Below are 18,168 nucleotides of genomic sequence, written 5' to 3' on the forward strand. Positions count from 1 at the left end.
CCGCAAGGAACGATGCTAGGGGCTGTCATCAATTACAACTACACATGACTTGCAGCAAGGGTTCCAGCCCCTAGCCTGGTGTGTTGGGGCAGGCGCAATCATGCTGATACCGCAGGGTTTTAGAGCCAATTGATGACGCGCCCTAGTGTTCTGTCAAAAACATACCTCACACCCATCCCAGCTTTGGTTTACCCGTCAACTAAAAGTTGACAGACGACTAGCGAACGTTAGGCGAGGGCTGGGGCGAGGGCTGCCACAGGCGTGGGGGTGGACGCTTTTTTGGTGCGACGGGCAAATTGTTGTTTCAGTTGTTCGACGACGGTTTCCATCCCCGGCATATCTTTGTGCGCTTTAGCACAGTCATAGACTTTGAGCGCCGCTGTATAGGCTTCGCAGTTGGCGGCGGTGTAGGTGTCGTTGACCACACTTTGCAGTTGAGTGATCGCCATCAAAATCGGATGAAGGTCTTCCATCAATTGCACGTCTTTTTGCATTTCTTCAATGTCAAACGATCGCGGCAGACAATCGTTATGACGTTGAGCCACTTCCAGCGCATTTAAGATGAAGCCCCGTGAGCGATCGCCAGTTTTGGGCAGTGCCTTACGTTCGTCAGCAGTAAAGGAGGTCAGGAAGGGCATGGCTGTTTTGAGCGTTTCAATCGCTTCTACGACGGTAGTTTTGTCGCTGGCACTGAGCGTAGCACTGACTCGATTTTGGATCATTTTGTTACCTTCTAAGGTGGTTACTACTTAGATAGCTTGCCGCTGCGGTGGCTGACCAAGGGCGATCACCCCTCACCGAAGATCTACGGAGCACTCAGTGACAGCAGCATTCAGGAGTCAGGAGCCAGAAGTCAGAAGTGAACAAGGCTTCCAGGATGGCTTTCAGGTGTGACAGCAGCATTCAGGAGTCAGGAGCCAGAAGTCAGAAGTGAACAAGGCTTCCAGGATGGCTTTCAGGTGTGACAGCAGCATTCAGGAGTCAGGAGCCAGAAGTCAGAAGTGAACAAGGCTTCCAGGATGGCTTTCAGGTGTGACAGCAGCATTCAGGAGTCAGGAGCCAGAAGTCAGAAGTGAACAAGGCTTCCAGGATGGCTTTCAGGTGTGACAGCAGCATTCAGGAGTCAGGAGCTAGAAGTCAGAAGTGAACAAGGCTTCCAGGATGGCTTTCAGACTGAGTGATGGACTTCATTTGGCTGCAAACTGCTGTATGAATCACTGGTACAAGATTTAAGGCCTTTTTGTGACTTTTTGGAAGCACTTAAGGACGCTGAGCGAAACAGGCCATGGCGATCGCCAAGAAATATTTGAGCCAATCGTCCTGCACGCGCTGCCTCGATTTAAATCTGACCGGAGGCCATTGAAGAACGGATGAAGATATCTGTGGAAGCATCCGTTCTTCCTGTTTAGCTGATTGAGGAGAGAAGGATCGGTATAAGGATCACAGCTAAAAACGCCCAGATGAATCTGAAACAGTAGAGCAAGCAGGCCAATGAATACGAAACAGGTACACCATAAAGAACTGGTCATTGAGGCAGGTCGGGCAGAGCGCCAATATTGGAAGGATCTCTGGAAGTACCGGGAACTGTTTTATTTTTTAGCGTGGCGCGATATTTTGGTGCGTTACAAGCAAACAGTGATCGGGCTGGCGTGGGCACTGATAAGACCCTTTTTGACGATGGTCGTGTTTACAGTGGTGTTTGGCAATTTGGCAAAGTTACCCGCACCAGCAGGGGTGCCATATCCCATCTTGGTTTTTGCTGCTATGTTGCCCTGGCAGTTCTTTTCAGGAGCGATGTCTGAGTGTAGCAATAGCCTGATCGCGAACTCAAACCTGATTTCTAAGGTCTACTTTCCGCGTTTGATTGTGCCGACGAGTGCGGTAATTGTGAGCTTTGTCGATTTCTTGATTTCGGGTATGATTTTGCTGGGGCTAATGGCGTGGTATAACTTTGTGCCCGATTGGCATATTCTGACGCTGCCGCTGTTTATCGTCATTGCGTTTGCAGCCGCGATCGGCATTGGTCTCTGGTTAGCGGCATTAAATGTGGAGTACCGCGATTTTCGCTACATCGTGCCGTTTATTGTGCAGTTTGGGCTGTATATCTCGCCAGTGGGCTTTAGCAGTAGTGTGGTGCCTGACCAGTGGCGATTGCTGTACTCGCTCAATCCAATGGTAAGTGTGATTGATGGCTTTCGGTGGGCAATTTTGAAGGGCAATGCGGAGATTTATCTACCAGGCTTTGCGCTGTCGCTGGGTTTGGTGGTGCTGTTGTTTTTTAGTGGCATCTGGTACTTCCGCCGTATGGAACGCACGTTTGCCGATGTCATTTAGGCTGGCTGTAGTTTGGTAACGCGGCTGGTGCTGTTTGCCTACGGCATGACATCCTCTAAAGCGAGGCGTAATTCTGGAAAGAGCGTTGACTGAGTCATCACATCGGGACGTCACACTGTTGCCTCGGTTGCAGGAGGGCGAATCAAACACGTTTTAAGAATCGTTCAATTTCGCTGTAAGCGCAGCATTTCTCCTGAACGCTTTCGCCGGAAACTGCAAGAACTCACCCAGGTGATGGAACGCTCTCAAACGTTGCGTCAGTCCTATACACTTGAGACAGAGTAGGATCGATCGTGCGGTAGGATCGAGCAAACGAATGATTGAACAAAAATACATCGACTATTGGCGCGATCGCCAAGCGAAGCAAGCGGCTGAAGCGAAAGCATTGGCTCAACAAGCATGGATCGATGTACAGCAAATTGCTGATTTATTAGTGTCTGAGTTTGGGGCAACCCAGATTATTGTCTTTGGCTCTTTAGTGAAGGATGATTGTTTTGACGCTGAATCAGACCTTGATATCGCTGTAGCAGGTATTCCACCCGCACAATTTTTCTCAGCAATGGCAGCGGCTAATCGGATCACGCAGCAATGGGTAGATCTAAAACCGATGGAGTCGCTCGATCCGCACTTTCTTCAAAAAGTTCTCAAAACGGGAAAACGCATCAATGCGGAAGGTTAAGGCGGCTGAAATTATGGCGCTGGTAGCGGATCTTTCGACAGAGTTGGCAAAAATGCAACAGCTCGAAGCGCAAATGCAGCGAGTGCAAACAGAGCTAGACGCTGATCCTGCACGTGCTGATCTGCTCTACGAGAATTTTGCACTCAAGCTGCATAATTTTTATACGGGGTGTGAACGTATTTTTCAACTCATTTCAACTGAGCTAAATGGCGGTGTGCCATCGGGTAGTGACTGGCACCGACGACTGCTAGACCGGATGAAGGTTGAGCGCGAAGACCGACCGGCTGTAATCTCAGCAGCAATGGCGTTGAAACTACAAAACTACCTGGGCTTTCGCCACGTTGTTCGCAGTTTGTACGGATACGAACTTGATCCGCAGCGGATTGCAGAGCTGGTGAGAGCCTACCCAGCTGTGTGTGGTCAATTTGAGGGAGAGATACAAGCGTTTATGACGTGGCTGAGAGAACTGTCAACCAGCCTGGATGTCTAGAGGAGCGATCGAACGGCAAAGGGTGACGTCTCTCAACTTGAGAACACAAGGTTTTGGGTTCTTGCGGGAGTAAGATAAAGGGAGATCTGGTGATCGCGTGGGAGTTGCGACGCATGACAGTGCCTCTGATTGCTGCAGAAACGATGGTGGCTTATCGGGCTGCTGCTCGAAGACGAGAACGGTAACGGTGTGATGTGTTGCACGATCGCCATCAATTGGGGTTAGCGGTGGCAACGCAAGCGGCAGTTTTGCTGAAGCAAGAATTTAAGGCTGAGAAAGTCGTTTTATTTGGATCGATGCTGTCGGTTGCTCACATTCACATACGATCGGATGTCGATTTAGCTGTGTGGGGTCTCAACCCTCAAGCCTACTACCGGGCTGTCGGTTGTCTACTAGCGTTGGACTCTAGAATTCAGATTGACTTGGTAGAAGCAGAATTAGCCTCTCCGCGCATCCTCCATGCCATTGAAACGACAGGGGTGGTCTTGTGAAGCCATTTTCCTCGTCATTGGTAATGTAACCGAGGGGAATTTTTGTCGTAAGCCTCATCCGGATATTGCTGGAAAGTCTGCAATCCTGGGTAATATTATTGACACCGTGCCAGACACAGATTGGAATCTTGGTGAATGATCATACTCGATACGCATATATAGCTATGGTGGATCAATGAAGATGCCAACAAGCTTGGGGCGACTAAAAAGGAGCAAATAGAATCGAGTGATAAGGTTGCGGTGTCTGCAATCAGCTGCTTTGAAGTTGCCTGGCTTGAACGCCATGGACGAATGTACTCCCCCTTGATAGGGCAATCTGGTTTGAAAAAGCGCTAGAGGGTTCTTATCCTGTTGCTACCAATAACGCCACAGATTGCGAGCATTGCGGTAGATTTGCCAGAGCACCACCGCGGTCTCTAGGAAAGGCTGATTATTGTAACCGCGATCGCGTACAACGCTTGTTTGATGTCGGCAAATAGTCAATTCCCAAATTATGCAGCATTGACGGATAGGCTATTGTGAGCGATCGCCTGACGCATGGAATCTTTCAAGCGTTCAGTCGGGTTGCTACTGTTTGAATGGCGCGATCGACAGTCGATCGCGCCGCAATGCGCCTCATGGGTAACAACGTCTTGCCAAAAGAATAATGTAAGGCGATCTGTAGTAGGGACGTTCCATGGAACGTCCCTACTACAGATTATGAACTCTCTGCGTAATGTGAAGAGCAGAAGAAGGATGCAGGTTTCTCGGTATTCTTCCTGATTCTGTAACGAAATGTTTGTACAACCTAAAAGACACAGGGCATTGTACCAACCACTTTAACTTGATGAGGTTTTCCGCATGAGTGACACGGTTATTCGAGTTGAGAATCTGAGCAAGAAGTATATCCTCAGCCACCAGCAGGAAGGGCAGAAGTATAAGGCGCTGCGGGATGTGATGGCGGATAGTGCTAAGGCAGTTGGGAAGAAGCTGCTTAAGCCATCGAGCAAAACAGTGAACTCAATCCGCGAGGAGTTTTGGGCGCTGAAGGATGTGTCGTTTGAGATTAAGCAAGGCGACAGAGTGGGCATTATTGGGCGCAATGGAGCAGGTAAATCGACGCTGTTGAAAGTGTTGAGCCGCATTGTAGAACCAACGAGCGGCAGCATTGGTATTCGTGGACGAGTGGCAAGTTTGCTAGAGGTGGGTACGGGATTTCACGCGGAATTGACAGGTAGAGAAAATGTTTATCTCAACGGTGCCATTTTGGGCATGAGCCGGGAGGAAATTAAACGCAAGTTTGATGAAATTGTAGCGTTTGCTGAGGTAGAGAAGTTTTTAGATACTCCTGTCAAACGTTACTCATCAGGAATGTATGTCCGTTTAGCCTTTTCAGTGGCAGCTCATTTAGAACCAGAGATTTTAATTGTGGATGAAGTGCTAGCCGTTGGGGATGCTAATTTTCAGAAGAAGTGCCTTGGCAAAATGCAGGATGTTTCTAAGAACCAGGGTCGAACCATTTTATTTGTTAGTCATAATAGCGATGCAATCCAGAGACTATGCTCGAAGTGTCTAATGCTCGAACGAGGCCAAGTAGCAGCATATGGTGATATGACTGGCGTAATGTCACGTTACTTATCTAGCAGTAATCATCAAGCTTCACCGATTCAATGGTTTGATCTTTCTAGCAGTCCTAGGGTGAGAGGAAATAAAAAAGCTCAGTTTACAGCTATTCATTACAACAGTACAAACAAAGCAGTGGCATTTAATCCTTATCCAGATGGGCCACTTGAATTTTCAGTATCTATCGAATCTGAGGTTCCACAAACAGTTGGTAGCTTTGCATTAACTTTATACGACCAGAATGGAGCCAAGTTAGTGAATGCTGATACCCTCTCTACTGGTCAAGTGTTTTCTCTTCAAAGAGGAAAGAATTTAGTTAATCTTACACTTAAACAGTTACACCTAAATCCAGGCATCTATATCCTTGGATTATGGCTATCTGATCCCTTGTCAAACACTATATTTGACCATATCGAGTCTGCATTTGAAATGGAAGTTGTCGATCCTGGATTTGAAAGCTTAGGTGCTAGATCATCGGCAGATGGTGTTGTTACATCTTCTTTTGAGTTTTCACTAGTTAATTGATTCCACGCTAATTAGTCTTTCCAAAACAATGTGCTTCACGATTATCTGGAAAGACTGTAACAAGCGGCAGAAACTGGTCAATGCTTTGAGATTGGTGCTGGTTTCTGTCCTCATATTGTTAAAAACAACCAAAAAACACAAATTATTGAGCGTATGAATACTTGTCAAGAGCCAACAATAGCACTACTGCCGTGGGGACACGTCTGGGAAGACTTTTACGATAGCATTGGTGTTTCACTTGAAGCCTTTTGCAATGAAATGACTGGTGGTTGGCAATTTGGGTACATTGATGCACTCAAACTGGCTGGAGTACGAACACTAGTTATTTATCCATCAACCCGCGTAACTGAACCTACTCGCTTTACACACAAGCCCACAGGTTGCACAATTTGTCTATTACCAGTACCCAAATCTTATCTCGCAATTCGTCGTCGAATGAAGCTACAGTATCCTTCATTTGGTGGAAGTATAGAGGCTTTGTTTGGTGAAGCTAAGGGCACTCGTCGGACAGTCCACAAAATTCTTGGTGACATTGCTCCTTATCTTGCGACACCAATAGGGTTAGTCGCTCAGGAGCTGCGAAAGGAAGGCTGCCACGCCATTTTATGCCAGGAATATGAATACTTTCGCTTTGATGTTTGCGCTCTTTTAGGGCGTATGACAGGTTTACCAGTATTTGCGACTTTTCAAGGAACAAACGGTGATGGAAACTGGTTCGGTCGAAAATTACATCCTCTCACAATTAAATCATGTGGAGGTTTGATTATTGGTCCTCAAACTGAGATCCAACGAGTTCGCACCTCCTACAGCCTTCCACCTCAAAAAACAGCTCAGATTTTTAATCCTCTTGATTTGGATTTATGGCACCCTGTTGATCGGGCTGAAGCTCGCGCAAAATTGAATTTGCCTGCTCATGCTCATGTTGTCATATGGCATGGACGGGTAGAAATGCATATCAAAGGGCTTGATGTGTTACTGGATGCATGGAAGCAGATTTGCTTGGAGCTTGCAGGACGGGATCTCCGGTTGCTATTAATTGGTACAGGTAGAGATGCTGAAAAGCTAAAACAACGAATTGCCGAGTTACCTCTGAAAAATGTGCAGTGGGTGAATGAATATATTAATGATCGGGCTGCGATGCGGCAACTTTTATCTGCTGCTGATGTCTACGCCTTTCCATCTCGCTTCGAAGGTTTTCCGGTTGCACCAACTGAAGCAATGGCTTGTGGATTACCTGTTGTTGCAGCCGCAGCTCCTGGAATTCCTGATATCTTTAAAGCTGGGGAGCAGGATGGCGGTATTGTTGTACCTTGTGATGACGCAATAGCTTTTGCATCTGCTCTTAAACAAGTTTTAGAAGATACGGTTTACAGAGATAAACTCGCATACTGTGCTCGTCGCCGCATAGAGGAACACTTTTCGTTAGAGGCTATTGGCAAACAGCTACGAAGTTTTCTGTTACAGGAAATGAAAACGGTTGCAGACCTTTAGAATTTGCAACAAAAACAAGGTTGACTGTCAAAGAAACGCTTAATTCATTATCAACAAAAATGTAGGAAGAAGTAAGCTTATGTTTTTCAAAGATATTTACCAGTATTTAAGGACATTTCAGCAAAGAATCACAAGACGCATGCAGATGTCATATATCTTGGAGAATTATATCCATCCCTTAATTGTTTCTTTGAGTGTTAAGCACGTCTATGGTCCAAGGCGAATCAAATATAACATTGACGAATTGCTAGTGCTATGTTTGCTTAGAGACGGAGAGCTATACATCACATCTTTTATCCATCACTATTTTTCATTGGGGGTTAAACACATAGTTTTCTTAGATAATGGCTCAACTGATGACACCATCAAAATAGCGCGTCAACATGAAAACGTCACCATTCTTCGTACAAAAATTCCTTACAGAAAATACGAAACTTTTATGAAGAAGTACTTGGTAAAACGTTTTTCAAGAAACAGATGGAACTTATTTTCTGATATAGACGAGTTATTTGATTATCCTTACTCTGACAAACTCGGTTTAAAGTCTTTTTTGAATTACCTGAATGCAAACTCTTATACCGCTGTTTTAGCGCACATGCTTGATATGTTTTCAGAAGTTCCATTAGGACTTTTGAAGAGCGATAAGAGTGACGATCTGAAGAAGACATACACGTTTTATGACATCTCTAATCTTAGAAGAGAAAGATATCCTTCAGGGTATGGAGATAGCAAGGAAAATATCAATTGGCATATCGGTGGGGTTCGTAAAACCTTGTTCAACACAGATAATTATCTAACAAAAGCTGCTTTGATTCTCTATAAGCAGAAAATGCGTATCTTTGTTAATTGCCATCAAGTTGAATTTGCATCAATAGCTGATGTTACAACTGTACTTCTACACTATCCCTTCACAAGTTTATTCTATAAAAAGGTTGCTGATGCGGTAGAAACTGATAGGTATGCATCATCAGCGAGTCAAGAGTATGAAATGTACTGGAAGAGATTGCAGGAGGATAAGAACCTTCCTATTAAACAAGAAAATGCCTGCCAGTTGACAAGAGTTGATGAATTAATAGAAAGGGATTTTTTAGTTATTTCTGAAAGCTATGTTCAATGGGTAAAGCAATATGGCAAAGCTGCTAAAAGCATCAATTATTAACTTGGTCATTTAAGACGTGACATCAATGGCTGGGTGCTGTATAGCCGTACAGATATGCTTCTCTAGAGCGCCAGCGTGACGCACTAAGCGATCGCCAATGGTGCGTTACGGTGATGAAAATAAACTCTATACCGTTTTCCTGTCACCATAAATAATTATTGTCATGCTAATAAAAGCCCTTTGACTTTAATAGCGAAAATTCTATGAAAACAAATCAATAAACTTAAAAGCTGGAATCAAAAGAATTTACTAATTTAATGGATAGACTTATGCCAGAAACATATCAGACCCTTTATCGCACACTAATTTCACCTATTTCTGATGGAACTCCTCGCCCTTTGTGGTCTGTAATGATTCCAACTTACAACTGTGCGTACTATCTACGTAAAACCCTAGCGAGCGTCTTAGAGCAAGATCCAGGCGCAGAGATGATGCAGATCGAAGTGGTTGATGATCACTCTACTAAAGACGATCCTCAAGCGGTTGTAGAAGAATTAGGTAAGGGACGGGTTGGATTTTATCAACAGCCACAAAACGTAGGCTATATCAAGAATTTTGAAACTTGTTTACAGCGATCGCGTGGGAGGTTAGTTCATCTTTTGCACGGAGATGATCGCGTATTACAAGGGTTTTACAGGAAACTACAACAAGGTTTTGAACAGCATCCTGAAATTGGTGCTGCTTTCTGTCGCCATATTTATATGGACGAACGGGGAAACTGGACTGGCATCTCCTGGTTAGAGCAGCCTGAGCCTGGCATTTTGACTAATTGGTTAGAACGCATCGCCGTTCAGCAAAGAATTCAAACGCCCTCGATCGTTGTTCGACGAGATGTGTATGAGCGACTCGGCGGTTTTGATCACCGTATGTCTTGCTGGGGAGAGGATTGGGAGATGTGGGTACGCATTGCTGCTAATTATCCAGTTTGGTATGAAGTTGAACCGTTAGCTTTATACCGTAAGAGTTCAACTTCATTAACTGGAACATCAATACGCATAGGTAAGAATATCCAGGACTTTCGAAAAGCAGTTGGCATTGTTCAGAACTATTTACCCAATGGAGATGCTCAGAAACTCACAAAAATTGCATTACAGAATTATGCGTTCTATGCATTGAACACAGCTAATGAATTTGCTCAGTCAGGAGATACTTCATCCGCTATTAACCAGCTTAAAGAAGCCTTAAAGTGCTGCCATTCATCAAGGGTTCTTCAATCCTCAATGAAGCTAGGTATGAAATTATTCTATCTAGAGTCCTTAAGAAAAATACGCATAAAATCAGGTACTAGGGAAGTAAATCTCTAAAGCCTCAATTCCTGGCTCCCTTTAAGCACTTATAAATGGTATCTGGGAATTATGTGTGCTTCACTCTAACGCTTAAATTGTTCCTTACTTTTCGTCTAACTCCGTCTGGCTACTATGAAACCACCCATCAGTGTCATAATCTGTGCTCACAACCCTCGACGTAGTTATATTGACAAAGTGCTAACTGCACTAATGTCTCAAACCCTACCCTTTGAGCAATGGGAATTACTGTTGATTGATAATGCGAGTGAGCAAAAGCTTTCTACAAAACTGGACTTGAGCTGGCACTCTAATGCTCGGCACATTCAAGAAACTCAACTCGGGCTCACTCATGCTCGACTAAGGGGAATTCGAGAGGCTCAAGGTGAAATCTTAGTTTTTGTAGATGATGATAATGTACTAGAGTTAGATTACTTAGAAATTACCCTACAGATTAGCAAAAGCTACCCAATGGTTGGCTCCTGGGGAGGACAAATCAAAGCAGTATTTGAAGAAGAACCTCCGGAGTGGGCAAAACCATATTTGCCATACTTAGCAATCCGAGAATTTAACCAAGACCAGTGGTCAAATTTCTCGTATATGAATGAGAGTACTCCTTGTGGGGCGGGACTTTGTGTACGAAAAGCTGTAGCTGAAAAATATGCTGAATTAATTCATAGTGATCCTAAGCGAGCAGGTTTGGGTCGCAAGGGTAAAGTTCTAACTTCCTGTGAAGATTCAGATTTAGCGCTTGTTGCTTGCGATATTGGGTTAGGGATGGGGCAATTCAAAGCACTAAAATTGACGCATTTAATTCCATCTAGTCGACTTCAAGAAGAGTATCTAATCAAGCTGACCGAGAGTATGGTTTTTTCTAAGGTTATCTTGGATTCTCTTCGGGGCAAATATCCTCAAAAGCCTTCTTGGGGAACCCAGATAAAGCAATACTACAAACGTTCGCGGAAATCAGCTATGGAACGTCGTTTTCATGATGCTGTGCAAAGAGGCTACGGTTTGGCTCTGAAAACCCTCTCTTCTGGTTAAGCAGTACTATGTACTGCTCTTCACAGATGTTAAAAAAAGACCCCAACCTTTTTTCTACCAGGCTTGCGCGATTTTTTTCTACTAGGCTTGCACGAGGTTAAGAGGAGACCTTACAAGTGCTATTCCGATCCAGTTCTTCATAAGAAAGGAGACGATTCATTTAACATTCCTCTTTTTAAGATGGATTTTGGGGACCTAATCTTAATATATGGAACGATATGGTATCGTCTCAAAAACTCATGTAGAAACAACGAAATGAGAAGAACTTAGTCCAGACATTTATTAAGGTTTAGCTTCTAAGTATAGCTTCTCTAAGATAGGTTAGCACTTATGAAAATTCCTGTAATCATTGCTCATTTTGATACCGCTCCAGCTTATCTAGGTTATTCCTTGAGTTCTGCCGCAGGCTTAAACAGTCAAGTTATACTGATTGGTGATAAAGCTAATCAACACGTATGGAAGAACCATTGGGATGCTTCTTCTATAGAACCTGAGAAGTATCAGAACTTCATGAGAAATTATGTTCAAATGTCTGATTACTCGAAGAAGTATGAAATCAGCTTCTGGAAGCGCATGTTTCTTCTCGAAGAATGGATGAAAGTTCATGGATCAGACAAAGCGTTTTTGTTAGACAGCGATATTATCACCTTTGCCAACTACACAGCAGATGTTTACCCTCTACTTCCGCAGGATTGTATTGCAGGCTTAACTACTCCTGAAAAACAAGATAACTTTTTTTGGGCAGCCTCTACTCACTTCTCTTACTGGACCTTAGAGGGAATTGAAAGCTTTACAAACTTTTGCATTGACACGTATACCAATAGAAATAATCTACGCAGTCTACTAGAAGCAAAACACAAATGGCATCTTGAAAACTGTGCTCCTGGTGGCGTTAGCGAAATGACCCTCTTGTATTTGTGGTCTAAAGACAATAGCAGAATTTATAACTTTGCTAAGACTCTAGAAGGTATGGCTTCAGATCACAGTATCAGCACACCAACCAACTATCATGAAAATGAATATAAATTAAGATTTGGCGTGAAACAATTTGTTTTTAAAAACGGAATTCCCTATGGATATAACAATGTTCTAAACAAAAAAATAAAATTTGTTTGCCTGCATTGCCAAGGTGATGCCAAGCTGGCGATGAAACTTTTAGTTAGCAAAAGATGGAGAAGGTTCTATTTTGCTGGCAGGCTAATAGGACAAACAAGAGCTTTTCTTGGAGCAAGAAAAGCGGCTTTAAAGCAAATGAAGATATAAATTAAAAGAGCTACACCTCAGGTCAAAAGACTGATTGATAAATTCGATCAAAAAGCACCAATTTACTTTGCACTGCCGCTGGATCTACCAGATATAGAGAAGCTTTTCCTAAAACGATCGCTTTATGGCAGTAGATATTTTTCAGCTCATTGCCATTTACTCTCTGCTCATAGCTCTACTGGCGCTAAGGCTTGAGCCAATAACTTACATACACTCTAAAATAACTTTCAACTGTTGGCGTAATTGAGCAATAGAGTGAATATGCCTGTATTCCTCAAAGTTAGGTTTGATTATGCATTCTTGATTGAGCCATTTGCCGAGAGTCCGTAGGGCGACGAGGGCCTCAGAAAGATGATTGGGAGTTGCAGTTACTCCTAACTGATAACGACGAGCTCTTTCCCCAATGCAAAATTGGTTACTTGTGATTATAGGTTTTTCAAAAATAGCAGCTTTTGTGAGGATGTTACTGCTATGTGGATAGTCATATAGAGCAAATAGCGCATCGCAGGTTGAAATGATAGCATTGAATTGTGGTTCACCCGGAATTCGCTCAAGATGAAATAAACAATTATCGGGATTTGACTCAATTACACAATTAATTTCTGTCTGCTCATCAATTGAGTACTCTTGCCTGTATAGCTTTCCTGCAAAAACAAAAAAAAAGTTTTCCTCAACTGTTTCTCTAGACATCCTAAGCATCGTTAAAAAGCCCTTATACCTGCCCAGAGCACCTAGTAACCCAATTATTTTCCGGCCCTTTGCTTTTTCCTGGATTGTTTGCACTAATTCAAAGCTTAAATCTGGTGGTGACTCATCTGCAAAATCAGGAAAAGTAATAACAGGTTTATTGCCGAGAGACGCTTGAAGAGCCTCTGCCACTCCCTCATCTAGAAGAGCGATGGATTGGCAGTAGGCGGAGTGCAGAAGTGAGTGTCTTTGAAGGAGGTGTCTCCCCATGAAACTAAACCGTTGCTTTTGACGCAGGTGCCGAGGCTGAAAATACAGTCCAGACCACTTATAGGGAAAGATTCGATCAATAGTTTGGCAATTGAGATACGAGCTTAAATAGCTATCAATCCACAAGCAAAATACCAGGTCGGGATACTTGCCAAGTTTTGATGCAGCAAATTGGATCGATCGAGCCATATCCTTCCAATGTTCTAGGACATCAACGGCTCCGTGCAGTTGCCTGGCTCCTGGAAGTTTAGGATAAATAGCTTTTTTGACTGTCGGTCTGTGAATTTCAAATACACTAATATTTTGAATATAATCTTGAAGCTGAGAAGAAATCCAATCCTGAAGATTTTTAGGATCGGGGCAGAATGCTATTACCTGACAACCAAGTTCAAGAGCTAAGCGAGTAATGCTTTTGAAATAAGTTTCATGATGACCATCCCAAAATATGTCAACTAAGGCAATAACTTTTCTCAAGCTTCTAGCTCCAAACTTGTACCGCTGTTCAGAATCTTCAAGTGGTTAAGAGTGACCACCAATAGACTCATCTTGTTATTACTGAGTTTAAAGCGTCAATCAGGAAACTTTTCGCATCTTGAGCTATTTATTTATCTGCTTTCTCTCGATCGTTATCATCAACAATCAAGTCACTTGAATGTCTCAGACAGCACTACAAGCTTCTGAGTCTTTGTGAAAGTAAATCTTAGTACGAGTTGTTCAGTGTGAAATGAAACCTCCGTTTTGCTGGAGCCTCGTAAGTTGAGGTTGAGCGAAGGATTCCCTCTTCCTAGCATAATCGTCAGGAATGTAAAGATTTGATGGAGATAACCTGACACCTCAGGAGAATTCCTGATTGCAGATTTGCGAGTTGAAATATGTAAGCGATGATAGCTAAACTCGACTGTTCGAAGTATATCAACTAAGCCTTGGTAGCTTTAGTCCTACTGTTGTGGAGATTATGGAGATAATTTCATTAGCAATTCTATTAATTGGATGTAGCTTATCCATGATCTTCTTTGTAGTTGTGTTCCACTACACTAGCAAAAAGAAAGTAACCGACAAGCTAGACAAGCTATTTACTCTGGCTGTGGTTATCTTTATTCTGCCAACAGTCATTCTTTCTCCTTTTCAGTTCCAGGATCTAGCGATCGGAGATATCCCGCTCACAAAGCTGGTTGTAAGGCTGGCTTTTTATAGTGTAATACTTATTTTCTTCAGAGCTTGGTTTCGTGGGTTTCTACGTAACTCAGTTGAGTTGTTTAAAGAGCCCTTTTTGGCTCTCCTTCTCGTTCTAGCGCTTTTATCTTTTGGATGGTCTGACACTCCTGGTTTAACCTTCCGCGGGAGCTTGGCAGCGCTGATAGTAGCTATGCTCGCTGCACACATTGCAAAACGATATAGTTGGGAAGAGCTGAATTATTTCATTCGATGGAGCTTAACAATTACAGCTATTTTAAGCCTGTTTGCTGTTGTCTTACTACCTTCGATCGGACGACTTGAGCTTTCGTATTGGAGAGGCATTTTCGTAGGTAGCAAGGCTATGCCTATTGAAATGAGCCTAAATATCCTTTTATGGTATTGGTACATCCTTTGTCACTCAAAACACCGCTTAATATCGCTTGGCATTATATTTCTATCAGTTGTTCTGCTAAGTATGGGGAGAGCCATATCAAGTGTTTTTATCCTTCTTGCTCTACTTTGTTTGTTGACGGCACTACGGTCTATCCGGTTGTATAAACATAGGCAGGCTCCATTGATTATTTTATTTTTTCTAATAGTTGGGATTCTTGGCGGTTCAATCATCACTGAGAATGCAGCTAGCATCATTGTGGCATCTGGAAGGAACACCAATTTGACAGGTCGTGCAGAAATTTGGCCCCAAGTTCTAGGGTACATTGCGCAAAGACCATGGACCGGGTATGGGTATGCAGGTTTTTGGCAGTTTTGGAGGGGTTCAGATAATCCCGCTGCAAGTATTTTTCTTCCTGGTTATGTTCCAGGTCATGCCCATAATGGCTTTCTAGAGATTCTTCTACAACTAGGAATTCCCGGGCTAGTGTTTTATCTTGGTGCATACTTAAGAGCCATCACTTCAGCATTTACTCACAGTATGAACAGTAAGCTGAGTGAAGCAACTCTGCCACTTATAGTGCTACTGTTTCTCGCACTTACCAATAATACAGAAACCGAGCGCCAAGGTTTAATTGGAGCAAATTTCTACTGGTTTTACTTTGTGCTAATGCACATTCGACTAAACATTGAAGCTAGAAGAAGCTTCAAGAGAAATAGACTCATAGAGAATTTTAGTACATAGCATTATGAATACCCCAGTTGCCTTACTGATCTTTAAACGACCTGACACAACTGAAAAGGTCTTTGAAGTAATTCGTCAAGTTAAACCTTCTAAATTGCTGGTAGTTGCTGATGGTCCGCGTTCTGACCGCCCAGGCGAAGCAGAGAAGTGTGAGGCAGCTCGTGCTGTTATCGATCGTGTCGATTGGGACTGCGAAGTCCTAAGAAATTATGCCGATTTTAATTTAGGGTGCCAGCAGCGTGTGGTGAGTGGGCTAGATTGGGTATTCGACACGGTTGAAGAAGCGATTATTTTAGAAGACGATTGCTTACCCCATCCATCATTCTTTCGTTTTTGTGAAGAACTGTTAGACCGTTACCGACATGACGAACGCGTCTTTGCAATCTCAGGACAAAATGTGCAAAAGAGTTGGAACCGAAGTCAGTACAGCTACTACTTTTCTCGTTACCACCACGGTTGGGGCTGGGCAAGTTGGCGCAGAACCTGGAAGCATTTTGATGTTGAAATCCCGCTCTGGCCACTGATCCGCGATCAGGGCTTACTAGAGGATATCTTAAGGGATGCTAATGCCATAAAAGTCTGGACTCAAGTGTTTCAATCCATGTATGAACAGGAGAGAGACACAATTTGGGATTATCAAATGATGTTCACCTGCTGGATACAAAGTGGCTTGACTATCTTACCTCGCGTGAAGTTAGTCGAAAATATCGGCTTCAGCCAAGATGGAACGCATACCCTTTCTGAAAACAATCCTTACAGCAAAATTCCACTTGGAGCGGTTACTTTTCCCTTAAAGCATCCCCCTTATATTATCCGAGATGCCCAAGCCGATGACTTTACACAACAGACGTTGTTTGATTACCAGCCAAACTTGTTCAAACGTGTCGTGAAAAAAATGAGAAGTTTCAAACATAATTCCTAGTCTAAGAATTGGACGACCACCCTACTGATTTGAACTATGCAAGTTTTACATTTAAGTAGCTCTGATGATGGAGGTGCGGGTCGGGCAGCGCACCGTCTACATAAAGGTTTACGGAACCTAGCTGTAACGTCTCATCTACTGACACAACATAAAACCAGTGATGATACAACGGTCTTATGTCCACAAACAAAGCTAGAAAAGGTAATTCATCGGTTAAAATTACCTGAACGTCTAGACGCTCTGCCACTGAAACGGTACGCTAACCCTAAAGAGATTGCGTTTACGCCACAGTGGTTTCCAGACAATGCCCTCTCTAAGGTGGCTCAAATTGATACAGATATTGTTAATCTCCATTGGCTGGGTCATGGTTACTTACAGCTTGAAACAATTGCCAAACTAAATAAACCCATTGTCTGGACGCTGCACGATATGTGGGCATTTACCGGTGGATGCCACTACACCGGAGACTGCGATCGTTATGTTGTTAATTGTGGTAACTGCCCGCAATTACAAAGTGACAAGGAGCACGACCTATCACGCTGGGTTTGGCAGCGCAAAGCAAAGGCTTGGAAGCAGCTAGATCTAACTATTGTGACTCCCAGCATCTGGCTTGCCCGCTGTGCCTCTTCTAGTGCGTTGTTTCATAATTTGCAGGTAAAAGTGATTCCCAATGGACTAGATACCCAGATCTATAAACCATTGAATCGACAACTTGCTCGCGATCGGCTGAATTTACCTCAAGATAAATCACTTATTTTGTTTGGAGCTATGCGTCCAACAGGAGACCCCCGAAAAGGATTTCATTTATTACACTCTGCCTTGCAACGCCTGAAACAAACAGAATGGCAAGACAAAATTGAGTTGGTTATTTTTGGTGTATCTCAACCTAGCACTTCAGTTGATTTAGGATTCTCTACCCATTATCTCGGTAAATTGAGTGATGATATTTCATTGGCGCTAGTATATGCTGCAGCTGATGTCTTTGTTGCACCTTCTGTGCAAGACAATCTGCCAAATACGATTATGGAGGCGATCGCTTGCGGGACTCCTTGCGTTGCCTTCAATCTCGGAGGGATGCCAGACATGATTGAGCATAAACGTAACGGTTATCTAGCTCAACCTTATGAAGTTGACGATTTGGCTCAAGGAGTTGCTTGGGTGTTAGGCGACGAGGAACGACATTTGAAGTTATGCGACCGTGCACGCCAGAAAGCTGAACAAAAATTTACTTTGGAAATGCAAGCCAAAGAATATTTGCGGCTTTATCAAGAGATAACAGATAAAACTTCGACGCGTCAAATTGTTTAGAAATAACTTAATGGTTGGCTGAGAGCTTGCACTACCCTCAAGGAGGGTTACCAAAAGAGTAAACGTCTGGAGAAGAAGGCATAGTAATAATTTGGATTGACAATTATAGGAAGGCTCGCCATTCACACTCAAGAGCTTACTACAAATTTCTTTCCTTAATACTTAAGATGTATCGAAAAGCAGACTCAATGCTTTGTTTGGGCTATCTCTAGAAGCCCAAGGACATCACTTATCCCAATACACCTATGTGAACCAACACGTTCGTCGAGTCTATAAGCGAACCACTATAGTTGGTTTACCCACAAGGCA

15 protein-coding genes are annotated in these 18,168 nt (G+C 43.4%); 13 read left to right on the forward strand and 2 right to left on the reverse strand.

Going from position 1 to position 18,168, the window contains the following annotated elements; translation table 11 throughout:
- Positions 1-227: 227 nt before the first annotated feature.
- Positions 228-722: a hypothetical protein gene (locus tag AC5JO6_RS05275; RefSeq protein WP_496080000.1), complete on the reverse strand. Its 495-nt coding sequence runs from the start codon at positions 720-722 to the stop codon at positions 228-230.
- Between the two features lie 769 nt (positions 723-1,491).
- Between AC5JO6_RS05275 and AC5JO6_RS05280 the strand changes: the two genes are divergently transcribed.
- From AC5JO6_RS05280 to AC5JO6_RS05325, 10 genes are all read left to right on the forward strand, one after another.
- Entirely contained in the window at positions 1,492-2,334 is an 843-nt protein-coding gene (locus AC5JO6_RS05280) for an ABC transporter permease (protein ID WP_496080001.1), read from the forward strand.
- A 316-nt stretch (positions 2,335-2,650) separates the two neighbouring features.
- Positions 2,651-3,013: a nucleotidyltransferase family protein gene (locus AC5JO6_RS05285; protein WP_496080002.1), complete on the forward strand. Its 363-nt coding sequence runs from the start codon at positions 2,651-2,653 to the stop codon at positions 3,011-3,013.
- Positions 3,000-3,503, forward strand: coding sequence for a ribonuclease toxin HepT-like protein (locus AC5JO6_RS05290; RefSeq protein WP_496080003.1), 504 nt, complete (start codon positions 3,000-3,002; stop codon positions 3,501-3,503). Before AC5JO6_RS05285 ends, AC5JO6_RS05290 begins: the two co-directional genes overlap by 14 nt.
- A gap of 197 nt (positions 3,504-3,700) precedes the next feature.
- On the forward strand, positions 3,701-3,994 hold the full coding sequence (locus tag AC5JO6_RS05295) for a nucleotidyltransferase family protein (RefSeq protein WP_496080004.1): 294 nt from the start codon (positions 3,701-3,703) through the stop codon (positions 3,992-3,994).
- A gap of 840 nt (positions 3,995-4,834) precedes the next feature.
- Positions 4,835-6,121 carry an ABC transporter ATP-binding protein gene (locus tag AC5JO6_RS05300; protein ID WP_496080005.1) on the forward strand — a complete coding sequence of 429 codons (1,287 nt, stop codon included), beginning with the start codon at positions 4,835-4,837 and terminating at the stop codon, positions 6,119-6,121.
- A 153-nt stretch (positions 6,122-6,274) separates the two neighbouring features.
- On the forward strand, positions 6,275-7,612 hold the full coding sequence (locus tag AC5JO6_RS05305; RefSeq protein WP_496080006.1) for a glycosyltransferase family 4 protein: 1,338 nt from the start codon (positions 6,275-6,277) through the stop codon (positions 7,610-7,612).
- A 79-nt stretch (positions 7,613-7,691) separates the two neighbouring features.
- On the forward strand, positions 7,692-8,771 hold the full coding sequence (locus tag AC5JO6_RS05310; protein ID WP_496080007.1) for a glycosyltransferase family 2 protein: 1,080 nt from the start codon (positions 7,692-7,694) through the stop codon (positions 8,769-8,771).
- Between the two features lie 269 nt (positions 8,772-9,040).
- A complete protein-coding gene (locus tag AC5JO6_RS05315) occupies positions 9,041-10,075 on the forward strand; it encodes a glycosyltransferase family 2 protein (protein ID WP_496080008.1) in 1,035 nt (344 codons plus the stop codon).
- 114 nt (positions 10,076-10,189) lie between these two features.
- The gene (locus AC5JO6_RS05320) at positions 10,190-11,098 is read left to right on the forward strand and encodes a glycosyltransferase (protein ID WP_496080009.1); all 909 of its coding nucleotides are present in this window, start codon (positions 10,190-10,192) and stop codon (positions 11,096-11,098) included.
- A gap of 330 nt (positions 11,099-11,428) precedes the next feature.
- Entirely contained in the window at positions 11,429-12,361 is a 933-nt protein-coding gene (locus tag AC5JO6_RS05325) for a hypothetical protein (RefSeq protein WP_496080010.1), read from the forward strand.
- Positions 12,362-12,565: 204 nt separating this feature from the next.
- Here AC5JO6_RS05325 and AC5JO6_RS05330 read toward each other — a convergent pair whose 3' ends face one another.
- On the reverse strand, positions 12,566-13,792 hold the full coding sequence (locus AC5JO6_RS05330; protein WP_496080011.1) for a glycosyltransferase: 1,227 nt from the start codon (positions 13,790-13,792) through the stop codon (positions 12,566-12,568).
- 481 nt (positions 13,793-14,273) lie between these two features.
- Here AC5JO6_RS05330 and AC5JO6_RS05335 point away from each other — a divergent pair, with 481 nt between their 5' ends.
- Genes AC5JO6_RS05335 through AC5JO6_RS05345 form a run of 3 tightly spaced genes read left to right on the forward strand, consistent with a single transcriptional unit; the run spans position 14,274 to position 17,859 of the window.
- The gene (locus tag AC5JO6_RS05335; protein ID WP_496080012.1) at positions 14,274-15,629 is read left to right on the forward strand and encodes an O-antigen ligase family protein; all 1,356 of its coding nucleotides are present in this window, start codon (positions 14,274-14,276) and stop codon (positions 15,627-15,629) included.
- A 4-nt stretch (positions 15,630-15,633) separates the two neighbouring features.
- On the forward strand, positions 15,634-16,551 hold the full coding sequence (locus tag AC5JO6_RS05340; RefSeq protein ID WP_496080013.1) for a glycosyltransferase family 2 protein: 918 nt from the start codon (positions 15,634-15,636) through the stop codon (positions 16,549-16,551).
- 36 nt (positions 16,552-16,587) lie between these two features.
- Complete coding sequence (locus AC5JO6_RS05345) at positions 16,588-17,859, forward strand: glycosyltransferase family 4 protein (RefSeq protein WP_496080014.1); 1,272 nt, start codon at positions 16,588-16,590, stop codon at positions 17,857-17,859.
- Positions 17,860-18,168 lie beyond the last annotated feature (309 nt).

This window comes from Tildeniella sp. (genome assembly GCF_059505325.1).